Origin of the sequence: Flavobacterium sp. F52 (assembly GCF_000278705.1) — a bacterium.
Lineage (GTDB): Bacteria > Bacteroidota > Bacteroidia > Flavobacteriales > Flavobacteriaceae > Flavobacterium > Flavobacterium anhuiense.
This window is the reverse complement of sequence record NZ_AKZQ01000002.1, coordinates 22,041-43,759: the sequence shown is the minus strand read 5'-3', so window position 1 is coordinate 43,759 and position 21,719 is coordinate 22,041. Positions and strand designations below refer to the sequence as shown.

Here is a 21,719-nt window from a genome sequence, read left to right as displayed (position 1 = left end):
GCATATTTTAAAGAGATTATTCACCTAACAACTCACGAAATTTAGTTTCAATTTGTTTTTTCAAAGGATGAATTATTTCAGGAATTTTCTTGTGAGCGTTTGCGAAATTAATATGGCCTTCCCTATCTAATTTCTCACCCACTGATTTGTAAATTTGTTTCTGGTCATAAGCATTAAAAATATTACCAGATTCACGAAAGAAGTTTAAAAGCAATGCTTCAGTTTCTTCATCAAAATAAATCGAATTATGATTAAAGTATTTTAAAAATTCATTGTGTGCTTCACGATATTTCTGACTTGCTAATTGTTCACTTTCGTCATAATTTTGCCCATGAGGTAAAATTTTGAATGGTGCAGTAAGACTTGCTAATAAATTTAGATTATTATTCAAATATTCAAAAGTCTTTTGCAAAACATCGAATCTCCTTTCGTGCAGTTTTGTAAACTTGAAATTTTCTTTAGATTTTAAATAATTCAACTCTGCCTGAAATTGAGAAAGTTCCTTTGAATGCTCTTTTTTTAGTTCTTCAAGTTTTTTATTGAAAAAATTTTGAACACTTCCCTTTACTTTTTCGTTAAGCCATAGAGTTATTAATGTTGGGACTAAGCCACCTAAAAAAACAACTACAAATATAATATATTCAATACCAGCCATCTTAATCAATTTCAACTAGACCATCTTTAGTCGTAAACCCCATTTTTTCTTGACCATCATAAAACACAGAAACTTCGACCCACTTTACGTAAACAGCTCTCAAAATTATTTTTGAACCTGCTGGAATTGTAATGAAATTCTTTAGAGTTTCATTCCTCGATTTCTCTAGTTTTTTCTCTATAAGAGTAACATAAGTTTTTCCTTTAGAAAAAATTTCGGTTGTCGGTTGTAAAGCTTCTTCGTAATTGACATTATGATTAACATTTATAATTGTTTTATATTGATTAACTACAACACTTGGTTTATCTTGAACTAAATGCATTTTTTCAGCAATAATTGCATAAAGGATATTTGCTACTATCGCGATAAGAACCTGAATTGTATATTCTTTTGCCTTACTCGCAATTTTACTTTCTGATAGACGATTCAAATAGCTCATTAAAATCTCGACCTGCTTTTCAGTTTCCTGAAATGCATCGTCAATAATTGCATTGGTATCATCAATAATTTTTTCTATTTCTTGAAGTTCGTCTACTGATACATTTTCTTCTGTATAATTTATTGCTTCCATCAACTCTTGGTTAATTGCTAATGGAAATTCATAAGATGCATCTATGAAATTTGAAACATGTGTATCTAATGATTTCAAAGACTTCAAAATATTATCCGCACTAATATACTTAAAATCACTAAAAGTCATCTTGCTCAAATTAGGTTGCACACTTATATCTTGAACACTTTTGTGAATTTGAGATAATAAATCAGATGCTTTAAAATCTATAATTTTATAGTTACTTAGAGCTTTCGCAGTTGTTTTAGAGGAATTAATTTCTGTTGCTAATTTTAGTATAGAATTACTTACGTTTAATTGATTATGCTTATTAAAATCTTTAAGATGTTTACCCGCTATACTGTTATTAAACTTATCCATTTGGCCAACAGTTTTGAGAATACTATTTGGCACAGTAATATTTTTTTTACTCATATTGAAGTATTTAAAATCTATAACAAAGTTAAAATAATGACGGTTTTATATTCCATACTTAAAATTTTGTTATAAACATAGTTTTAACCACTAGGCTTCGTAATTAGATTTCATAAACATGAATAATTATACACTAAAAACAATTTGTAAATGTTGCACATAAATTTCATATAGACCAAATCCTCGATTTCTACTATAATTTTGATACATTAAAAATTGGATAAACATAAAATTACTCTAGTAATAAACTATAAGAATTCTTTTCTATATTTGATTTGTTAATAAAATAATACTTGTCCATAATTTTACAAAAATGACAGAAGAAAAAAGAGAAGAAGAAAAGCGAGAAGAGTTCAAAGGAGAGATGATAAAGTTTGCCAAGGAATTCCCAAAGCTTGAAATCGAAAAAAAAGAAGATAAAATACCTTTCGATGATGAAATATACCATAGTCTATTCTTTCTTGTCAATAAAGTTCCTGGTGTTGGAGATTTGGAACTTTACGTAAGAAATATGGAACATCTTGAGAATTTGAAAAAAATACTTGCGACGGATTTTCTTTTGTTTGATGACTTCTTAGGTATACGTAAAGAAAAAGATATTGAAATTTATTTAAATCCCATAACTATACCATATAGTCTATCAGTTGTTAAAGAAGGTGAATCCAAAACTATTTTTGATGTTAAGTTAAATTACCTGAAAAATGAATTAGATATAAAGATTCAATTAAATCCTCAAGAAACATTTATACCAATTTTATGCAAACAAATTCGAGGATTTAGACTCCCTAGAGCCAGAAGTTTTGTTTTAACGATTAAAAACCTAAGTAAAACTTCCAGCGAGGGATTAATGAGCGATGTGAGAAGTATTATTAACTCTGTACTATTTGATATTGAGTATACTTATAGCACTTCATTTGAAACTGTTAATATTCAAAGTTTTATCCGACGAAATATAAGAAGAAAAAAAATACGTAATGAAGTACCAACAACGCCAATTAACTTAATCCACAAGAATTATATTCCTGAATTAATTGAGTATTATCATATAGGTGAAAAGGTAGATTTCCTTCCTTTTAAATATATTTGTTATTATCACATTATTGAATATTTTTCTGACAAAAGTGCTTACTATGTTGTATCCGAAAAACTTAAAAGTTTATTACTTAAACCAGACTTTCATCAAAATACGAATAAGTATGTTGCTCAAGCAATAAATTTTTTCAAAAAAGAAAATGACAGATACACAAGCGATAAAATAAAGATTGATAGAGTTTTAAATCAATTTATTGACAGAGAAGAACTTAAAGAACATCTAATAGAAAATGAAACGATATCACATTTTGAAAAAGAATGTATTTTAGAATGCAATAAGGAATTAACTTTACCTAAAATTGACTTTTCACAAGATGCAAATTTTTATACTAATTTAACTAAGAGAGTTTATTCATTAAGATGCTCAATAGTTCATTCAAATCCTGATTTTGATGATACAAAAGCAATCCCATTCATTACAACACCAAAAAACATGGACAACCTAAGAATTGAAATAGATATGATAAGAGAAATTGCTAGAATGATTATTATCGGCACTAAAGAATAAAAACTTGGTTCTAATAATTTCCGTTCCCAGCTTAGGTACCCACAGGATATAATGCATTATTGAATAGCAAACAGTTTTTTTTCTTCCGTATAGTTAAAAAATGCAAAATCTTTTACATTTTGAATAGGAAGAAAAAATCCTTTATAACCTTCTTCTTTGGCTTTGATTGCTATGGGCAATGCTCCACGAATAGGCTGTAAACTTCCATCAAGAGAAAGTTCACCCATAATAATATATCGTTCAATTTCTGGAGCTTTTATCTGATCTGAACCAACCAGAATTGCCATAGCCAATGTCAAATCGTATGAAGAACCTTCTTTTCGCAGGTCGGCAGGCGCCATATTGACTGTAATTTTCTTTCCCGGAAAATTAAATCCGTTATTTTTTAAAGCCGCAGCAATTCTAAAACTGCTTTCTTTAATTGCATTATCTGGAAGCCCAACTAAATGATAACCAATTCCTTTGTCCATATGTACCTCAACTGTAATCGTTGTGGCCTCAACTCCAAATACGGCACTTCCGTAAACTTTTACTAACATAATTATCCTTTCATTAATAGTTTTTAAAACTAATGAAAAATAATTAATATGTAAATATTTTATTACAAAATAATTAAATTCTAAAAATGCAGTTGGATTTGATTCTTTATCTCCTCCACTATCCTACTCAAATCCAAACAATTCTGATGCGACCAAAGTTTACTTTCAATTTCATTATTCAGAATACAATTTTGACATTCGATTATTTCATGAGAATATCCTTTTCCTAAAGCTGGTAAAGTAAACGTTGCTTCTTTTTCTTCATTTATAAATAGAGAATAACCATCAGCAATAAACCACGGTGCATTTAATTCTATTCGCCCTTTTGTTCCAGAAATGATGGCTTTCATATCTGATTCGGAAACTATAGAAGCATGCAAAACCGATTGAGCTGTTTCGTATTGCAAAATCATAGAAGTCTGCAGATCAATATCATTTTTATGTTTGATTGCCTTTGCTGTAATCTCTTTTGGTTTCCCTAATACTATATAAGACAAGAATAACGGATAAACGCCAATATCAAACAATGCCCCCCCGCCCAGTTCTTTATCAAAAAGCCTTTTGTTTTCTGTTTCACTTCCGTGAAAGGCAAAATCGGCTTTTATATAATTTACGTCTCCTATTATTCCATTGCCAATTTTCTGAAGAAGATTTTGAATTGACGGAATAAATCTTGTCCAGAACGCTTCCATAAAGAATGCATTATGTTTTTTAGATGCTTCTATCATTCTTTGTGCATCCTGATAAGATAAAGCCATTGGTTTTTCGCAAAGCACGTGTTTACCTTTTTCTAATGCTTTTATAGATAATTCGGCATGTGAATTATGAGGAGTTGCGATGTAAACAATCTCAACTTCCGAATCTTCAAAAAGTAAATCATAAGAATTGTACATTCTTAAAGCATTAAATTTTCCTCCAAACTCCTCAGCTTTAGTAAAATCTCTAGATGCAACTGCCGTCAGTTCAGTATTTTCAATCAATAAAAGATCTGATGCAAACTGGCTTGCAATATTTCCCAATCCTACTATTCCCCATTTAATACTTCTATTTCCCATCCTTATATTATAATCATCAAAATTGTTAAAAAGATTAAAAAATATCTTTTACAACACATTACAGACGTTTTTTAAACAACAAATATCTATTATCCTACAAAAAATAGCAATCAATTACCCTAAAAATTATCAAAAATGACAGTAAGTGAAAAAAAAATGTTGCCAAATTGTAAATTTTAAGTTTGTTTTAAGAAATTCACGCAAAATCATAGGGGTTAAATTTTAAATTTAACAAAAATTAAACATCAAACCCTATTTTTTTAGGGGGTATTAAATCATTTTATACTTTTATAAAAAATTTTAAAACTAAATAACTATGCGAAAAATTATTTTAAGTGTGATTCTTATCACGATTTTAGTCCTAAGCTTTATTTCGAACTTTATCATTGCAGACAACCCAATTCCTGCAGAAGCTGTAAAGTTTGATACGGGAGATACTGCCTGGATGATCGTTGCAACTGCTTTTGTATTGCTAATGACACCTGGACTAGGATTTTTCTATGGAGGTATGGTAGGTAAGAAAAACGTAATTAGTACTATGCTTCAAAGTTTTATGGCTATGGTAATTGTTACTATACTTTGGACTGTTGTTGCTTTTGGATTGGCTTTTGGACCAACAATTGGAGGAATTATCGGAAACCCGTCTGAGAATTTGTTCTTTGCAGGAGTTGGAACTAATACAGCTTGGAGCCTTGCACCAACAATTCCATTTATATTATTCGCATTATTTCAGGCAAAATTCGCTATTATTACTCCTGCTTTAATCACAGGTGCTTTTGCAGAACGTATTCGTTTCTGGGCGTATTTGTTATTCATGGTTTTATTCATATTATTAATATATGCTCCACTAGCTCACATGACATGGCATCCTGATGGAGTTTTCTTCAAAATGGGAGTTCTTGACTTCGCTGGAGGAACTGTAGTTCACATGAGTGCTGGATGGGCTGCTTTGGCTGGAGCTATGTTCTTAGGAAAAAGAAAAGTTCAAAAAGTTAATCCTGCTAGAATTACTTATGTATTGTTAGGAACTGGTCTGCTTTGGTTCGGATGGTTTGGTTTCAACGCTGGATCTGCTTTAGGAGCAAATGGCCTTGCTGCTCAAGCTTTAGGAACAACTACTGTTGCCGCTGCTGCTGCTGCAATGGCTTGGGTTTTCCTTGATAAAATATTAGGACATAAATTATCTGCTCTTGGAGCTTGTATCGGAGCTGTTGTAGGTCTAGTTGCTATTACGCCTGCTGCTGGATTTGTAAGTATCCCTCACGCAATCTTCATCGGTTTATTCTCTGCAATTGTAAGTAACATTGTTGTGAGCAAATTCCCTAAAGGAAAAATCGACGATGCTCTAGATGTATTTGCTTGTCACGGTGTTGGTGGTATGGTAGGTATGCTTTTAACTGGTGTTTTTGCATCAAAAGCAATCAACCCTGCTGTTGGAGATAATCAAGGTTTAATCTTCGGAACTCCAACTTTATTCATCAACCAATTGACTGCTCTTGTTGTAGTTTCAATCTTTGCTTTTGTTGCTTCTTATGCTTTATTCTTCATCGTAAATAAAATCACTCCTCTAAGAGTTACAGAAGAAAAAGAAGAACTAGGATTAGATATCTCTCAACACGGAGAATTCTTATAATAAATTAATTTTCACTTTCGCTTGATAAATAAAAAAGCACTCTAAATTTGACTTAGAGTGCTTTTTGCTTTTGAATTAATCCCTTTTATATTTTAGATTTAGATTATAGAAAAAAGAAAATAGAGAATAGATTGCAGATTAAAACTAAGATTTCTGAATTACTAATCTATTTTCTTTTCTCTATTCTCTTTTCTCTTGATTACTTAAAATTCGAAATTCCTTCTTTCAGCCATTGCAAATATTCTTCTGTACTCACATAACTGATTGTTGGCTTTGTGCTGTTTAAATTATTCCCTTCTAAATCCGTAATAACATACAAAGGCTGTGTATTGGTTTTATATTTGGAAATCATAAAATCGGTCCATTTATCTCCAACTGTAATGATTTTATCTCCTGCTTCAGTTGTAAACTGTTCTTCCTTTGGCAATTCACGCTTATCATCAACATAAAGTGAAATCAAAACCACATCATTTTTAAGAATTGGTAAAACGGAAGGATCTGACCAAACATTATTTTCCATTTTTCTGCAATTCACACAAGCATAACCTGTAAAATCTAGCATAATTGGCTTATTGATTTCTTTAGCATAAGCTAAACCATCTTCGTAATCATGGAAAACCATAATTCCGTGAGGTCCTAATTCAGCACCTTCTGGCATACCTTTAATAGAGCCTGCCGAAACTGCTCCGTTTCCTGAACCTCCTACTCCAAACGGACTTTCGCTATACTGCGGCGGCGGCGGGAATGCACTGATTAATTTTAAAGGCGCTCCCCAAAGTCCAGGAATCATATAAATTGTAAAACTTAAAACAATTAATCCTAATGATAATCTTCCGACTGAAATATGATGAGTTGGGCTATCGTGCGGCAATGTAATTTTTCCGAATAAATAGAATGCAAGAGTTCCAAAAATAGCAATCCAAATCGCTAAGAAAACTTCTCTTTCCAAGAAATGCAATTGTAAAACCAAATCGGCATTTGACAAGAATTTGAATGCTAATGCCAATTCTAAAAATCCTAAAACAACTTTTACAGTGTTTAGCCATCCACCAGATTTTGGTAACGAATTCAACCACCCCGGAAACAATGCAAATAACATAAATGGCAAAGCTAATGCAGAAGAGAATCCTAACATTCCAACAATTGGCGCGATCCCTCCATTTGAAGCTGCTTCAACCAACAATGTCCCTACAATTGGTCCTGTGCACGAAAACGACACGATTGCCAAAGCCAAAGCCATAAATAATATCCCAACCAAACCACCTTTATCTGCTTGCTGATCAGCTTTGTTTGCCCATGAATTTGGAAGCATAATTTCGAATGCTCCTAAAAATGAAACAGCAAAAATGATTAAAATCACGAAGAAAATAAGATTGAACCAAACATCTGTCGATAACGCATTTAATGCATCTGCACCAAATATTTTGGTTACAATCAATCCTAAAATCACATAAATCGCAATGATTGATAATCCGTAAAAAATAGCATTTCTAATTCCTTTTGCTCTGCTTTTACTTTGTTTTGTAAAAAAGCTCACTGTCATAGGAATCATTGGGAAAACACATGGCGTAAATAAAGCTGCAAAACCACCTAAAAATGCAAGAAAAAAGATCGACCATAAACTTCTAGAAGGAGCTGGCGCAGGAATTTCTGCTGCTGCCGTTTCTGCTGTTTTCTCTATTTTTGGCTGTACTGCCTCTTCTTTTTTAACCGTATCAACTGCTAGACCAACTACTTTTGTTTCGTCCAATTTAGCCTCTGAAACAACTGGAACTTCGTTCATTTTAAATGTTGAAGGAACAGCGATCGAGAATTTCTTACTCGAATTGATACAAACTTCTTTACAAACCTGAAAATCAAAATCTACATCAACCGTTTTTAAATTTGGGTTAATGATTTTTATCTCTTGTTCAATATGTGCTTTGCCTTCAAAAAAAGTTTCATCTACACCAAAAACATCGTTAAAAGCTGTTCTTGTTTTACCTTCTTTTGCTTTTCCAACCAACTCGTAATTTCCTTTTTGGTTTTTAAACGAAATTTCCAAAGCAAGCGGTCCGCCGTCTGGAGTAAACTGAGAATACATATGCCAGTCTTTTTCAATCGTTCCATCAAAAATTAGAATAACCTTATCTCCTTTTTTCTCTATTTTAGAAGTCCATTTTACTGGTTCTAATATTTGAGCATTACTTGCTAATGCAAAAAAGAAAAAGAGTAAAAAAACGTTTATTTTATTCCAGATACTTTTTGAAATTATGGACTGATGGGCTTGTGTAAAGTTCATTATAGTAATTCTATTTTAAGTATTTTATTTGTGGCTTTTTCTATTTTAAAACGTTCGTCTTGTCTCATTCCGACTACCCAGACGATTTGATTATCTGAGCATAAAATCCAAATTTTTTCCTTTTCAATCAAAGAAAGTTTTTCATCTTTAAAAAGCTTGCTTACCTTTTTTGACTTTCCTTGCATTCCAAATGGCTGAAAAACGTCGCCTTCTCTCCATTTACGCAAAATCAAAGGATAACGGATTTTATCAGAGTCGACAAATATAACTTTATTTGAACCGAATGTTGTGTGACCTACGTTACAAAGACTCATTTTTAAGGGAAAATTAACTTCTGTAGCGTTTTCATTAATTTCATATTCGTCCTTTTCTGATGTTTCAAAAAACGGACTTAAAATAAGTGTTTCTCTATTTTTCAACAATCTAAACTTCTCAGAGAGAACTTGTTTACCAGATTGCCCTTCAACCAAATCGTAAATATCATTCCAAGCAGAAAAACCAAATTCTTTCAGCCATTGATACAAATACGATTTATAATTTGGAAGTTTTTTTAACTGATTTAAATCGAAATGAATATCATCTCCTTCTTCTTTTGCTACTTGTTGATAAACAATAATCGATGCATCTTCAACCATTTCTTTTGATTCTTGAAGAAAAGATTGCGTTTTCTGAAAAGCATCCAAAAAATTCGGATTGATTTCTTTTAAAACTGGAACCAAATTATGGCGAATCTTATTTCTGAGATATTTTGTTGAAGCATTACTGCTGTCTTCTCTCCATTCTATCTTTTTTTCTTCTGCATATTTCAAGATTTCTTCTCTTGAAAAAGGAAGCAACGGACGAATTATTCTATCATTTTGTTCGGGAATTCCAGTCAAACCTTCCAAACCAGTTCCGCGAGTTAAGTTAATGATAAAAGTTTCCAGATTATCATCGGCATGATGAGCAGTTAAAATGTAATCAAAGTTTTTTTCTTCTAAAAGTTCATAAAACCAACTATAACGCAATTCTCTCGCTGCAACTTGCGTAGATAGCTTATAATCTTTAGCAAAAGCTTCGGTATCAAAATGAGTGGTGAAAATTGGAATATTATTTTGATTGCAGTAATCCTGAATAAATTCCTGATCTCCAAAACTTTCAAGTCCGCGAAGCTGGAAATTGCAATGCAAAACGGCAATTTCATAAGGCAGTTGATTCATCAAATGCAGCAAAACCATACTGTCTAGTCCGCCACTTACAGCCAGAAAAAGCTTCTTTTCGGCTAAAAAAGGAAATCTTGAAACGATATGATTTTGAAATTTTGAAAACATCTGATAAAAGTAAAAAATTAAATTCGAACTATTTTTAAACGAAATGTTAAGCGTTATTTTTTTGCCACGAATTACACGAATTTCCACGAATTATTTTTTTCTTCAGTTCGCTTAAAAAAATAGCCACAGATTAAAGGATTAAAATGATTAAAAGAAATATGTGTAAATCTTTTTATCCCGATAGCTATCGGGGAGTAGCTAAAAAATATGCGCAATGATTATGAAAAATAATTCGTGAATTGCTTCGCCTGTTCGCTATCGCTCGGGTCGTGGCGAAAAAAAATTACTGCAAAACTTCGTGCATTGCTTTTGCCTTCAGCAAACATTCTTCATATTCTTTTTCTGGAATTGAAAGCGATGTGATAGCACTTCCCACGGAAAAAGAAACATATTTATTTTCCTGATTGTATAAAATACTTCGGATTACGACATTAAAATCAAAATCACCTTCTGGCGTAAAATAACCAACTGCACCGCTGTATAACCCTCTTTTGGTTTCTTCTAGATTTTCAACAATTTCCATAACCGAAATCTTTGGCGCTCCAGTCATGCTTCCCATTGGGAAAGTTGTCTTCAAAACATCTACTGCTGAATATTTAGGATCTAATTTTGAAGTTATCGTAGAAATCATCTGATGTACCTGCAAAAACGAATAAATTCCGCAAAGTTCTTCAACCTCCACAGAACCTTTTTGTGCCGTATGCGATAAATCATTTCGAACCAAATCGGTTATCATGATATTTTCAGCACGTTCTTTGGTATCAGAGGCTAAGATATTTTTTGATTTTTCATCTTCAATTGGATCTGAAAAACGCTTAGAAGTTCCTTTGATTGGCTGTGAAATAATCTTATCACCTACTTTTTTTAAATAACGTTCTGGCGAAGCTGAAAGCAAATAATGCTTGTAATTTTTAAAGAAAACAGAAAAAGGCGCTTGTGATATTTCGTTCAGTTTTTGAAACTTTTCTAACGGATTTATTATCGCATTTTCCGCATAAAATTCCATACAGAAATTCGCTTCGTACATATCACCAATATGAATATGTTCGAGCATTTTATTTACTTTCTGAATGTATAAATCTTTAGAAATGCGTTGCTTAATTTCTAAAGATTCCAAACTTTGGAATTTGGAATTTGGGCTTTGGATTATTTCACCAAAATCTTCTTCAACCTCATCATCACAAAGCATTAAATACTGAATTTCAAGTTCATTCCCTTTAAGGATAAAAACTTTTTTAGGCTGAAAGAAAAACAAATCGGGAAAATTCAAACCATCAAAATTATTAGATTGAAGATTTTCGATATCATTCTTCAAATCATAAGAAAGATATCCAAAAAGCCAGTCTTTTGTGTTTTGCTGATATTGTTTTAAATCTTCAAAAGCGTTGTAATAATCAGTTTTTAAAGACGTAAAAGCGTCAACTGCCAACATGCAGTCAAAACTAGAATATTGCTGCGGATAAGAATTACTGTCTAAAAAAACAACTTCGCGAAATTGTTGCGCCCAACTTAAAATCTGCTCCTTAAACAGTTTTGGATTGGCAATATTTTTACGGATGGAAACTCTCAAAAATGGTAATTTTAAAGGTCAAAATTACGACAAAATTATTTCATTAGAGGAAAACAAAAAAATAATCAAATGTTTTGAATTACATTACAAAACTGTTAAAAAGACATTCATTTTATAAGAAAAAATTCGTTATATTTGATATACAATTAGATTAATCCCAAAAGAGCATTAATTTAATTATAAGATCCTTAAAAAAGAACCTCAAAAAAACAATTTGCGATTCTAATTTAAGCTTATAGATTGTTTCTTTTCCAATAACTTAATTATGTTTTTTAACCTTAAAAAATCCTAAGTATTATGAAAATTGCCACAATTATTGTCCGCGTTTTAATTGGCCTTTTGCTACTGTTTGCCTCTATCAGTTATTTTTTCCATCTCATGCCCGAACCAGAAACTACGGGAAACTTTAAGGCTTTTAACGTAGGTTTAATGGCTTCCACGTATTTAATGCCAATGGCAAAATCTATCGAGTTATTGTGTGGAATTGCATTTGTGACTGGGCGTTACGTAACTCTAGCAAACATCTTGATCTTACCCATTACGGTAAATATTTTGTTTATCAATTATTTCCTCACTCCAGACGGTCTGCCTATCGCAGTTCTTCTTTTTCTAGGAAACCTTTTCTTGATTTACAGATACTGGGATAATTACAAAAGTGTTTTTACTGCATAAGTATTTTTCAAATCGAAATAAAAAAGTCCGTCAGCATTATACTGGCGGACTTTTATTTTTAATTTGCCTTATCGTGTTTTACCCACACCAAATCGGTAACATTATACCCAATTTCCTGAGCTTTGATAAGAAAATCTGCTTTTATACTTTCTGGAATTGTTTTTTCTCTAGAAAGTATCCACATATATTTTAAACTTTCTCCAGCTACAAGTGCGTATTTATAATCAGGGTCGATTGCTACGACATTGTAACCAGAATAAAAAGGACCAAAAAATGAGACTTTCAGCATACCAATATTGTCTTTTTTGACAAATCTAGCTTTCCCGACACTTTGTTCCCACTTGTCTTTTTTGACATTATAGCCCTTATTATCGACTTTTATTGTTTTATCTTCATTTAAAGAATACTCGGCAGTCACATTGTCCAGATCTCTTTCCCATTTATAATCCAATCTAGCAATTTCGTACCACTTTCCGAGATATTTTGCACTGTCAAAGTTTGTAACAGCTTTTGCGTTTTTTGGAATTCCGCCTCCGCAAGAATATAATGCGAATCCGATTCCTGCTCCAATCAAAATTGGAATTATATATCTGTTTTTCATAACACTATCTTTTTAGTTGTCATAAAGATAGCACCTGAAATATACATCTAATTTACAAAATTATTTTTGATTATTATATTATATGGAGCACAAAAAAACCGTCTCATTTTTTAACGAGACGGTTTGTAAATATGATTTAACTTAAAAATTATACGTGTAAAGCTCTATTTTCAGTAGCTGCCAATGCTGCTTCTTTTACCGCTTCCGCGAAAGTTGGGTGCGCATGGCTCATTCTTGAAATATCTTCAGCAGATGCTTTGAATTCCATTGCAGTAACCGCTTCAGCAATTAAATCTGCTGTACGGGCACCAATCATGTGAACTCCTAAAACCTCATCTGTTTTCTCATCAGCTAAGATTTTTACAAATCCATCTAAGTCAGCACTTGCTCTTGCACGTCCTAAAGCTTTGAATGGGAAACTTCCAGATTTGTATTTTACTCCAGCTGCTTTCAATTGCTCCTCAGTTTGTCCAACTGCAGCAACCTCTGGCCAAGTGTAAACTACACCAGGAATTAAATTATAATCAATATGCGGTTTTTGACCTGCTAAGATTTCAGCAACCATAACTCCTTCTTCCTCTGCTTTGTGCGCTAACATTGCCCCACGAACAACGTCACCAATTGCATAGATATTTGGAACATTAGTTTGCAAATGATCGTTTACTTCAACTTGACCTCTATCTGAAATTTTCACTCCAGCTTTGTCAGCGTTTAATCCGTCTGTGTAAGGACGACGACCAACTGAAACTAACGAGTAATCTCCTTCAAGAGTGATTGTTTCTCCTTTTGTGTTTTCAGCCTGAACTACAACAGCATCGCCATTTCTTTCAACTGATTTTACTTTGTGAGAAACGTAGAATTTCATTCCTTGTTTTTTCAACACTTTTGTCAATTCTTTAGAAAGAGCTCCGTCCATTCCAGGAATAATTCTGTCCATGAATTCCACTACAGAAACCTGCGCTCCTAAACGAAGGTAAACTTGTCCAAGCTCGATTCCGATAACTCCACCACCGATGATAACTAAGTGTTTTGGAACTTCTTTTAAAGCCAAAGCTTCAGTAGAAGTAATAATTCTTTCTTTATCAATTTTGATGAATGGCAAAGAAGATGGTTTTGATCCTGTAGCAATTACAGTATATTTTGCTTCGATAGTTTCAGATGTTCCGTCAGCTTTTGCAATAGCAATGTGAGTTGCATCTACGAAAGAACCTAAACCATTGAAAACAGTAATTTTATTTTTATCCATTAGGTAGTTGATTCCACCCACAGTTTGATCTACAACAGCTTGTTTGCGCGCGATCATTTTCTCTAAATTGATTTTTACATCGCCAGAAACTTCGATTCCGTGATCTGCAAAATGAGCGATTTCTGAATAATGGTGAGAAGAAGATAACAATGCTTTTGAAGGAATACAACCTACGTTAAGGCAAGTTCCGCCTAATGAATTATATTTTTCTACAATTGCAGTTTTAAAACCTAATTGCGCGCAACGAATTGCTGATACATATCCTCCAGGACCTGAACCTATAATGACTACGTCAAATGAACTCATAGTATTTTGTTTTTATTTTAGCGGTTACAAAATTAAGCAATAAAGTTCTGTTTGAGGTTTAATTTTCAATGTTTTTTGTGTGAAATTTTGGATCGAAGTTTTACCGCAAAGAGCGCTAAGAATTACGCAAAGGTTCGCAAAGTATTCTTTTTTTTTTATCTCGCAAAGACGCAGAGTCGCAAAGTATTTTGAATTGCCTCCTGCTTTAGCTGGAGATCCAAGGTCTAATATTAAATAATAATCTTTGAGACTTAGCGCCTTTGCGAGATAAAAAACCTTAGAATCTCAGAACGAAATCACCGTAGAATTCTTCACTTCGCTAATCATAAACATACTTTGCGTACTTCCGATATGTTGAAGTGAAGTAAGTTTGGTTACTAAAAACTCTCGATACGCTTCCATATCTTTTACCAGAACTTTTAGAATATAATCATAATCGCCGCTTACGTGATGGCATTCTAGAACTTCATTGAGTTTAATGACTTCGCTTTCGAATTTGGTTAGAAATTCTTTTGTGTGTTGAATGAGTTTTAAATGGCAAAAAACCACAAATCCTTTTTCAATTTTGGATTTATCGACTAATGCCACATAGTTTTTTATTATGCCTTCGCGTTCTAACTTTTTAATTCGTTCATATACCGCTGTAACCGAAAGATCAAGTTTTAATGATAATTCTTTGGTTGTTTTTTTGCTATCGGTTTGAAGTAAAACCAGAAGTTTTTTATCTATAGCGTCTAAAGTCATTTTGGTTGATGGTTTTTGGTTGATGGTTGATGGTTGATAGTTCTTTGCATTCGAAAGAAAATCTATATTACATTGTTTTTTTACTTCAAAATTAGATTAAAAATAACAATTAATACCTTTTTATAGTTTTAAAATCTAATTAATTGACGCATTATTGATTAATTATCTAATTCCTTTTTCCTTTGAATAAAATTTTAAATAATTAATCTTGAGGATGAGATCGCTTCGTCCCTCGCAATGACATAAAAATGAAAAACTTCAACCCAGCAGATAAAATTCAGGATTTGCAATATTTTGGCGAATTTGGCGGTGTGAATCCGTCGATTTCTGATTCATCGACTTATACTTTTCTTTCGGCTAAAACCATGTTTGATACTTTTGAAGGCAATATGGAAGGCTGTTATTTATATTCGCGTCATTCATCTCCTAGTAATTTATACTTAGATCAGGCATTGGCAGCGATGGAAGAAACCGAAACAGCAAATGTTTCTGCTTCAGGAATGGGAGCTATTACGCCTACTCTACTACAGCTTTGCGGTGCGCGCGATCATATCGTTTCAAGCCGAACAATTTATGGCGGAACTTATGCTTTCTTGAAAAACTTTACGCCAAGATTCGGAATTGAAACGAGCTTTGTTGACATCACAAAATTGGATGTTGTCGAAGCGGCGATTACTCCTAAAACTAAAGTTTTGTATTGCGAAACGGTTAGTAATCCGCTTTTAGAAGTAGCTGATATTCGTGGCTTGGCTAAAATTGCTAAAAGACATAATTTGAAATTGGTTGTTGACAATACATTTTCGCCATTATCAGTTTCTCCTGCAAAATTAGGTGCTGATATCGTAATTCATAGTTTGACAAAATACATTAACGGAAGCAGCGATACGGTTGGTGGTGTCACTTGTGCTTCTAAAGAATTTATCAATTCGTTGAAAAATGTAAATTCTGGCGCGAGCATGCTTTTAGGGCCAACAATGGATAGTTTGCGTTCTGCAAGTGTGATGAAAAACCTTAGAACACTTCACATCCGAATCAAACAGCACAGCCACAATGCGCATTATTTGGCTGATATGTTTGAAAAAGACGGTTTAAAAACGGTTTATCCAGGATTAAAAAGTCATCCGAGTCACGAATTGTATAAAACCATGATTAATCCAGAATATGGTTTTGGCGGAATGCTAACCATTGATGTTGGTTCTTTGGAAAAAGCCAATGAACTAATGGAATTAATGCAAGAAAGAAATTTAGGATATCTCGCAGTAAGTTTAGGCTTTTACAAAACGTTATTCAGCGCGCCGGGAACTTCAACTTCCAGCGAAATTCCGTTAGAAGAACAGAAAGAAATGGGATTGACAGATGGTTTAATTCGTTTTTCTATCGGATTGGATAATGATATTCAGCGCACTTACGAAATGATGAAAGCTTGTATGGTTGAACTTGGAGTTTTAAAAAAAGATTCTAAGGTTCTGAGTTGCTATCCCGATAGCTATCGGGACTAAGTTTTTTTTCTTCCCTATAAATAAGAAACATCACTCTATAAATAAATTTGCACATTTTTTTTTTAGATTGTTTTGAATCCGCTGGAGAGCTTTTCTCTAAGCGGATTTTTTTTGGAAATGAAAAAGCCGTTCTAAAATCTTAGAACGGCTTTTTGCAATTTATCTTGGCTCAAAATGTCTAAACGATTGCCAGTATTTATCCTTGTAGATTTCGTAGCTTATTTCAAAAACACCGCTGTATTTTTTAATTAATTCATCAGCAATTTTTGATGGTTTTCTAAAGTCTTTGCAAGTAAAAAAGATTTCCCTTTTATTGTTTGCGGTTTCTCTTCCCACATTTAAATAGCCTTCGGAATCTGGTAAACTATAAATAATTTCTTCTTCGATTTCCTCTAACAGCTTATATGTTTTTTCATCAGGTAATCCGCCATTATCGCAATCATCAAAAGGAATTCCGATTATAAAAACCCAAGGATGAGATGCTTTTTTATCCCATTCAATAATTGTGGTATTAATCAAGGCCAAAACGATTGAACCATCTTGCTTTTTACCTTCAAAATTAGCATAACTATCATTCTCCGTATTATGTCGGGTTCCTTCGTATTTCTCCACAAATTCTTTTTCTCTCCAAATTAAATAATCTTTTAATTTCTCGATCGGTATTAGCTCCTCAGAAGTTTGTTCTGGTCCTGCAACAACTAAATTATCAATTAAGGTAACAGAATGCAGTTCGCCCAAATAATTATCAAGAAAAATATAAACTCCATTGGATATATTAGATTTTTTCTCTTCAACAAAATGATCATAAACAATTACCAAATCTATTTCGTCTGGATAATCTTCGTGAACACGAGGATAAAATTTTAGGTTTTCTTTCCTGAATTCAAAATCCTGATAAGTAATGCCTATATTATTGACATCTGAAGCCGGTTTTAGAGCTGTAAACTTCCAGCCGTCAATTTTAGGAGCGCTAGCAACTAATTCTTCAATCACGTAAATGTTTCTAATTGCTCCGTCTGGCGTCAAAACCAATTCGGCGGTCTGATCGTCAAACATTCCGGTAAGGAAATAAATTCCTTCGTGTATTTCATCCAGCTTTGGAGCTAGTTTATCAAAAAAACCTTGATGTATATTTTCTCCGCTTTGAACCGTTTTAAAAAACGCTTTTTCATTTGCCGAAAACCAATTCCAGAAATCATTATAAGATTGTATTGGAGCTCCTTTTTTGCCCAATATTTTATCGAGAAAACTCATGTACTAAAAAAATAATTTAAATTTTGCGAGAAACAAACTTAAGGAAAAGTCCTTTTAAAATTTAAGAATATTTGTATAAAAATTAGAATGTTTTAAAACGTTCTCATTGCGAATGAGTTAAACTTTAAAAGTTATTTCACGCAGATTTAAAGAGATTAAGGCAGATTTTAACCGATTTTTTATATAAAAATCCAAAACTAAATCTGTTACAATCATTTAAAATCTGCGTGCAAATAATTTTTCCATAAAAAAAGCCGTTCTTAAATTATTCAGAACGGCTTACTTATAATCTATAACTCTTAACTTACGAAGTTCAGTTTACTATTTTTTCTACTGTAAGTAAAGTAAATCAGCAATCCAATGATTAACCAGATTGTAAAATAAATCCAGTTCCAAACGCTTAATTCGGCCATCATATACAAACAGCAGATTAATCCTAAAAGAGGAATTAAAGAAAGATTTTTTCTGAAAGCCCAAACCGCTAATCCAACCAAAACGAATAAGAATATCCACATTGGAATTTTGTGTTTAAATAACCCAAAACCTGATTCGTATTTTGCAGAATCAGCAATTGGAAGACCTTTTACAACCTCAGCATATTTGGTTTCATCATCCTGATATTGTCCTAATAAATGTTCTAAATCTGAAGTTTCGGCAGTTTTATTGTTGACTTCGATACTTTCTAGATATTTGAAAACTTGTTCCGATTCTGATTTATCTAAAGAAGTGACAATCGAAGTCGCATCATAAATCTGCGGATCGTTATTGATAAACGCCATAGTAGCTTTATTATTGAATGCAAAAGCATAATACAATCCAGCAATCATTAAAACTGGCAAAATATATTTTGAATTGATATAAGGCGTTTTGAATTTTCCTCTTGGAATTTCAGGTTTGTTCTGCAATACTAAAACTCCTGCACAAACCAACACAAAGGCAAACAAAGTCCCGATACTACATAAATCGGTTACCATGGTAAGGTTTAAGAATAATGCTGGAATCGCCACAACAAATCCTGTTACGATTGTAGCAAACGAAGGCGTTTTGAATTTTGGATGAACGGTTGAGAATTTCTTTGGCAATAAACCATCACGGCTCATACTCATCCAGATACGAGGCTGTCCCATCTGAAAAACCAATAAAACGCTCGCCATAGCCACTACTGCACTAACGGCAATAATTCCAGACATCCATTTTAAGTCTAATTTATCGAATACAAATGCCAAAGGATCTCCAACGTTTAATTCATGGTATTTTACCATTCCAGTTAAAACCAAAGCAATGGCAATATATAAAAGTGTACAAATAATAATCGCCCACATCATACCTCGCGGTAAATCTCGTTGCGGATTTTTACATTCTTCTGCTGTTGTCGAAATAGCATCAAAACCAATGTAAGCGAAGAATACTGCTGAAACTCCTTTTAAAACGCCGCTAACTCCATTTGGCGCAAACGGACTCCAGTTTGCCGTATCTACATAAAATATTCCAACTGCGATAACTAAAAGCACCACGCAAAGTTTTACCACAACCATTAAGTTGCTTGCATTACGAGATTCTTTCATTCCTCTATAAACCAAAGCTGTAATCAAAATAATGATAAATAAAGCTGGTATATCGGTTACAAAATGGAAAGATCCTATTGTTGGTGCTGTGGTCCAAGCTGTGTGTGCCTGTTGTAACGCAACACTTAAATTTTCGAATGATTTTCCGCCTCGCATTAAAGCTTCGGCATCCTTAAAACCGTTTGATGCAGTTAGGTAATCCATTTGGATCCATTGCGGTAAATGAATTCCTCCACTCTGGAGCAGTCCTGTAAAATAATCGCTCCACGATATGGCAACGGTTATATTTCCAACGGCATATTCCATGATTAAAGCCCAACCGATAATCCAGGCAATTAATTCTCCAAAAGCTACATACGAGTAAGTGTATGCACTTCCAGAAACTGGAACCATCGAAGCAAATTCTGCGTAAGCAAAAGCGGCAAAACTACATGCCAAAGCAGTAAATAAGAATAAGAAAATTACGGCTGGCCCACCGTCTGCACTGGCTTTTCCAATGGTACTGAAAATTCCCGCTCCAACAATAGCTGCGATTCCAAAAGCCGTTAAATCCTTAGTTGTCAAATGTTTTCCTAAGGCATTATGACCGTCTGTTTCGTTCTGTGCAACCTGCTTCAGAATATCCTGTACTGTTTTCTTTCGGAATAAACTTGAAAATGCCATATAATGTTTTGCTGTTATAAATTAATTTAATTCAGTGCTTTTTGTTTTATTTTGCAAATAATGCAAAAATTATCCTGATTTCAAATATATAAAACGATTTTGTTTTTACAGGTGTTTTTTCTGCCACGAATTCACGAATTATTTTTTCAAATCTTTGTCTATAAATTTTCTCACGCTCCCGATAGCTATCTGGATTGCGCTCTTTGCGGTTAAATCTATTTCAATCACAAATGTAACATTTCCTCAAATCGGCTTACTAATTAAATAGTATTTAATTTTTAAAGAATCATTTTATGGAAAAAATAACAAGACGTTCTTTTGTAAATAAATTAGGACTTGGTGTTGGAGCTTCGGCTGTAATGATTACGCTTCCTTCTTTTCTAACCGAAACAGAAAAAACACATCAGCCTTATACTGGAAAAAAATTAAATATTGCTTTGTGCGGTTTAGGAAACTATGCTTCATTGCTAGCTGAAGGACTTCAGGTCTCTGAATATTGCCAGCTTGCTGGAATAGTTACCGGAACACCATCAAAAGCTGAAACATGGAAAAAGAAGTATAATATTCCTGAAAAAAATATCTACAATTACGAAAATTTTGATTCAATCGTAAAAAATAAAGACATTGATTTAGTATACGTCGTCACTCCAAATGCATTGCATAAAGAATTTACTGTACGTGCCGCAAAAGCAGGAAAACATGTTATTGTCGAAAAACCAATGGCCATTACGATTGAGGATTGCGAAGAAATGATCAAAGCCTGTAATGATAATAATGTGCAACTGGCGATGGGATATCGTTTGCATTATGAACCGAATCATTTAGAAGTAAAGCGATTGGGACAAGAAAAAGTTTTGGGACAAGTCCGCTACATCGAAACAGGTCTTGGTTACAGTACGTATGATGTTCGTGATATCAACAAACCTGTCGATCTAAATGCCCGTAACGAATGGCGATTGACTAAAAAATGGGCAGGCGGTGGTGCCTTAATCAATTTGGGAGTGTATTGTATCCAAGTTTCGCGTTATGTTTTAGGTGAAGAACCAATCGCGGTTACGGCACAATTTGGACATATAAACAACAAAAACAGATTTGCACAAGTTGAGGAAAACATAACATGGCAAATGGAATTTCCTAGCGGAGCCGTTGCAAATTGCAGCAGTTCTTATGGTTTTGGCATTGACCGATTTTATGCCGCTGCTGATGAAGGTTTCTTCGAAATGAGTCCCGCAGTAAGCTACGGACCTTTTGTAGGCAAAAGATCTGATGGAAAACCATTTAATTTTCCTGTTATAAATCAACAGCAAACCCAAATGGATGAGATTTGTAAAGTGATTTTAGCCAATAAAAAACTCCCAACTCATATTACAGGCGAAGAAGGAATTAAAGACGTTAGAATTATCAATGCTATTTATAAAGCCGCTGAAACTGGTAAAAAAATAAGTTTGAAATAGTTATATTTCTCTCGCAGATTTGGCAGATTCCGCGGATTTTTTATCATACAAAAATAAATCTGCTCAATCTGCCAAATCTGCGAGAAA

The 21,719-nt window shown here is 33.2% G+C and carries 16 protein-coding genes and 1 pseudogene; 5 read left to right on the top strand and 12 right to left on the bottom strand.

Going from position 1 to position 21,719, the window contains the following annotated elements:
• Positions 1–16: 16 nt before the first annotated feature.
• Positions 17–655 carry a hypothetical protein gene (locus tag FF52_RS00565; protein WP_035690525.1) on the bottom strand — a complete coding sequence of 213 codons (639 nt, stop codon included), beginning with the start codon at positions 653–655 and terminating at the stop codon, positions 17–19.
• 1 nt (position 656) lies between these two features.
• A complete protein-coding gene (locus FF52_RS00560) occupies positions 657–1,640 on the bottom strand; it encodes a hypothetical protein (protein WP_008462067.1) in 984 nt (327 codons plus the stop codon).
• A gap of 313 nt (positions 1,641–1,953) precedes the next feature.
• On the opposite strand from FF52_RS00560, the gene FF52_RS00555 reads away from it, so the two are divergent.
• Complete coding sequence (locus tag FF52_RS00555) at positions 1,954–3,240, top strand: hypothetical protein (RefSeq protein ID WP_008462066.1); 1,287 nt, start codon at positions 1,954–1,956, stop codon at positions 3,238–3,240.
• A 101-nt stretch (positions 3,241–3,341) separates the two neighbouring features.
• Here FF52_RS00555 and FF52_RS00550 read toward each other — a convergent pair.
• Positions 3,342–3,779, bottom strand: a pseudogene (locus FF52_RS00550) (magnesium chelatase domain-containing protein); the annotation flags it as partial.
• 80 nt (positions 3,780–3,859) lie between these two features.
• Complete coding sequence (locus FF52_RS00545; RefSeq protein WP_008462064.1) at positions 3,860–4,834, bottom strand: Gfo/Idh/MocA family protein; 975 nt, start codon at positions 4,832–4,834, stop codon at positions 3,860–3,862.
• Positions 4,835–5,150: 316 nt separating this feature from the next.
• Here FF52_RS00545 and FF52_RS00540 point away from each other — a divergent pair, with 316 nt between their 5' ends.
• A complete protein-coding gene (locus FF52_RS00540) occupies positions 5,151–6,467 on the top strand; it encodes an ammonium transporter (RefSeq protein WP_008462063.1) in 1,317 nt (438 codons plus the stop codon).
• 199 nt (positions 6,468–6,666) lie between these two features.
• On the opposite strand, the gene FF52_RS00535 is transcribed toward FF52_RS00540, so the two are convergent.
• The 3 genes from FF52_RS00535 to FF52_RS00525 form a co-directional block, all read right to left on the bottom strand.
• On the bottom strand, positions 6,667–8,748 hold the full coding sequence (locus FF52_RS00535; protein ID WP_008462062.1) for a protein-disulfide reductase DsbD family protein: 2,082 nt from the start codon (positions 8,746–8,748) through the stop codon (positions 6,667–6,669).
• Positions 8,748–10,058: a tRNA lysidine(34) synthetase TilS gene (gene tilS / locus FF52_RS00530; RefSeq protein ID WP_035690534.1), complete on the bottom strand. Its 1,311-nt coding sequence runs from the start codon at positions 10,056–10,058 to the stop codon at positions 8,748–8,750. Before tilS ends, FF52_RS00535 begins: the two co-directional genes overlap by 1 nt.
• A gap of 283 nt (positions 10,059–10,341) precedes the next feature.
• On the bottom strand, positions 10,342–11,628 hold the full coding sequence (locus FF52_RS00525) for an anthranilate synthase component I family protein (protein ID WP_008462059.1): 1,287 nt from the start codon (positions 11,626–11,628) through the stop codon (positions 10,342–10,344).
• 297 nt (positions 11,629–11,925) lie between these two features.
• Between FF52_RS00525 and FF52_RS00520 the strand changes: the two genes are divergently transcribed.
• Positions 11,926–12,300: a DoxX family membrane protein gene (locus tag FF52_RS00520; RefSeq protein WP_008462057.1), complete on the top strand. Its 375-nt coding sequence runs from the start codon at positions 11,926–11,928 to the stop codon at positions 12,298–12,300.
• A gap of 58 nt (positions 12,301–12,358) precedes the next feature.
• On the opposite strand, the gene FF52_RS00515 is transcribed toward FF52_RS00520, so the two are convergent.
• The 3 genes from FF52_RS00515 to FF52_RS00505 form a co-directional block, all read right to left on the bottom strand.
• On the bottom strand, positions 12,359–12,901 hold the full coding sequence (locus tag FF52_RS00515; RefSeq protein WP_008462055.1) for a lipocalin family protein: 543 nt from the start codon (positions 12,899–12,901) through the stop codon (positions 12,359–12,361).
• Between the two features lie 148 nt (positions 12,902–13,049).
• Positions 13,050–14,453: a dihydrolipoyl dehydrogenase gene (gene lpdA / locus FF52_RS00510; protein WP_008462053.1), complete on the bottom strand. Its 1,404-nt coding sequence runs from the start codon at positions 14,451–14,453 to the stop codon at positions 13,050–13,052.
• A gap of 285 nt (positions 14,454–14,738) precedes the next feature.
• Positions 14,739–15,197: an Lrp/AsnC family transcriptional regulator gene (locus FF52_RS00505; RefSeq protein WP_008462051.1), complete on the bottom strand. Its 459-nt coding sequence runs from the start codon at positions 15,195–15,197 to the stop codon at positions 14,739–14,741.
• A gap of 248 nt (positions 15,198–15,445) precedes the next feature.
• On the opposite strand from FF52_RS00505, the gene FF52_RS00500 reads away from it, so the two are divergent.
• Positions 15,446–16,696, top strand: a complete 1,251-nt coding sequence (locus tag FF52_RS00500; protein WP_008462050.1) for an aminotransferase class I/II-fold pyridoxal phosphate-dependent enzyme — start codon at positions 15,446–15,448, stop codon at positions 16,694–16,696.
• A gap of 159 nt (positions 16,697–16,855) precedes the next feature.
• Here FF52_RS00500 and FF52_RS00495 read toward each other — a convergent pair whose 3' ends face one another.
• Together FF52_RS00495 and FF52_RS00490 are read right to left on the bottom strand one after the other, a co-directional pair.
• Entirely contained in the window at positions 16,856–17,950 is a 1,095-nt protein-coding gene (locus tag FF52_RS00495) for a DUF695 domain-containing protein (RefSeq protein ID WP_008462049.1), read from the bottom strand.
• A gap of 299 nt (positions 17,951–18,249) precedes the next feature.
• Positions 18,250–20,178: an amino acid permease gene (locus FF52_RS00490; RefSeq protein ID WP_008462048.1), complete on the bottom strand. Its 1,929-nt coding sequence runs from the start codon at positions 20,176–20,178 to the stop codon at positions 18,250–18,252.
• Between the two features lie 293 nt (positions 20,179–20,471).
• Between FF52_RS00490 and FF52_RS00485 the strand changes: the two genes are divergently transcribed.
• Positions 20,472–21,632, top strand: coding sequence for a Gfo/Idh/MocA family protein (locus FF52_RS00485; protein ID WP_008462047.1), 1,161 nt, complete (start codon positions 20,472–20,474; stop codon positions 21,630–21,632).
• Positions 21,633–21,719: the final 87 nt, after the last annotated feature.

Coding starts and splice junctions, on each gene's coding strand:
- FF52_RS00565 (WP_035690525.1), bottom strand. CDS start 655: ATGGCTGGTATTGAATATATTATATTTGTAGTTGTTTTTTTAGGTGGC.
- FF52_RS00495 (WP_008462049.1), bottom strand. CDS start 17,950: ATGAGTTTTCTCGATAAAATATTGGGCAAAAAAGGAGCTCCAATACAA.
- FF52_RS00545 (WP_008462064.1), bottom strand. CDS start 4,834: ATGGGAAATAGAAGTATTAAATGGGGAATAGTAGGATTGGGAAATATT.
- FF52_RS00485 (WP_008462047.1), top strand. CDS start 20,472: ATGGAAAAAATAACAAGACGTTCTTTTGTAAATAAATTAGGACTTGGT.
- FF52_RS00560 (WP_008462067.1), bottom strand. CDS start 1,640: ATGAGTAAAAAAAATATTACTGTGCCAAATAGTATTCTCAAAACTGTT.
- FF52_RS00490 (WP_008462048.1), bottom strand. CDS start 20,178: ATGGCATTTTCAAGTTTATTCCGAAAGAAAACAGTACAGGATATTCTG.
- FF52_RS00535 (WP_008462062.1), bottom strand. CDS start 8,748: ATGAACTTTACACAAGCCCATCAGTCCATAATTTCAAAAAGTATCTGG.
- tilS (WP_035690534.1), bottom strand. CDS start 10,058: ATGTTTTCAAAATTTCAAAATCATATCGTTTCAAGATTTCCTTTTTTA.
- FF52_RS00505 (WP_008462051.1), bottom strand. CDS start 15,197: ATGACTTTAGACGCTATAGATAAAAAACTTCTGGTTTTACTTCAAACC.
- FF52_RS00515 (WP_008462055.1), bottom strand. CDS start 12,901: ATGAAAAACAGATATATAATTCCAATTTTGATTGGAGCAGGAATCGGA.
- lpdA (WP_008462053.1), bottom strand. CDS start 14,453: ATGAGTTCATTTGACGTAGTCATTATAGGTTCAGGTCCTGGAGGATAT.
- FF52_RS00520 (WP_008462057.1), top strand. CDS start 11,926: ATGAAAATTGCCACAATTATTGTCCGCGTTTTAATTGGCCTTTTGCTA.
- FF52_RS00500 (WP_008462050.1), top strand. CDS start 15,446: ATGAAAAACTTCAACCCAGCAGATAAAATTCAGGATTTGCAATATTTT.
- FF52_RS00555 (WP_008462066.1), top strand. CDS start 1,954: ATGACAGAAGAAAAAAGAGAAGAAGAAAAGCGAGAAGAGTTCAAAGGA.
- FF52_RS00540 (WP_008462063.1), top strand. CDS start 5,151: ATGCGAAAAATTATTTTAAGTGTGATTCTTATCACGATTTTAGTCCTA.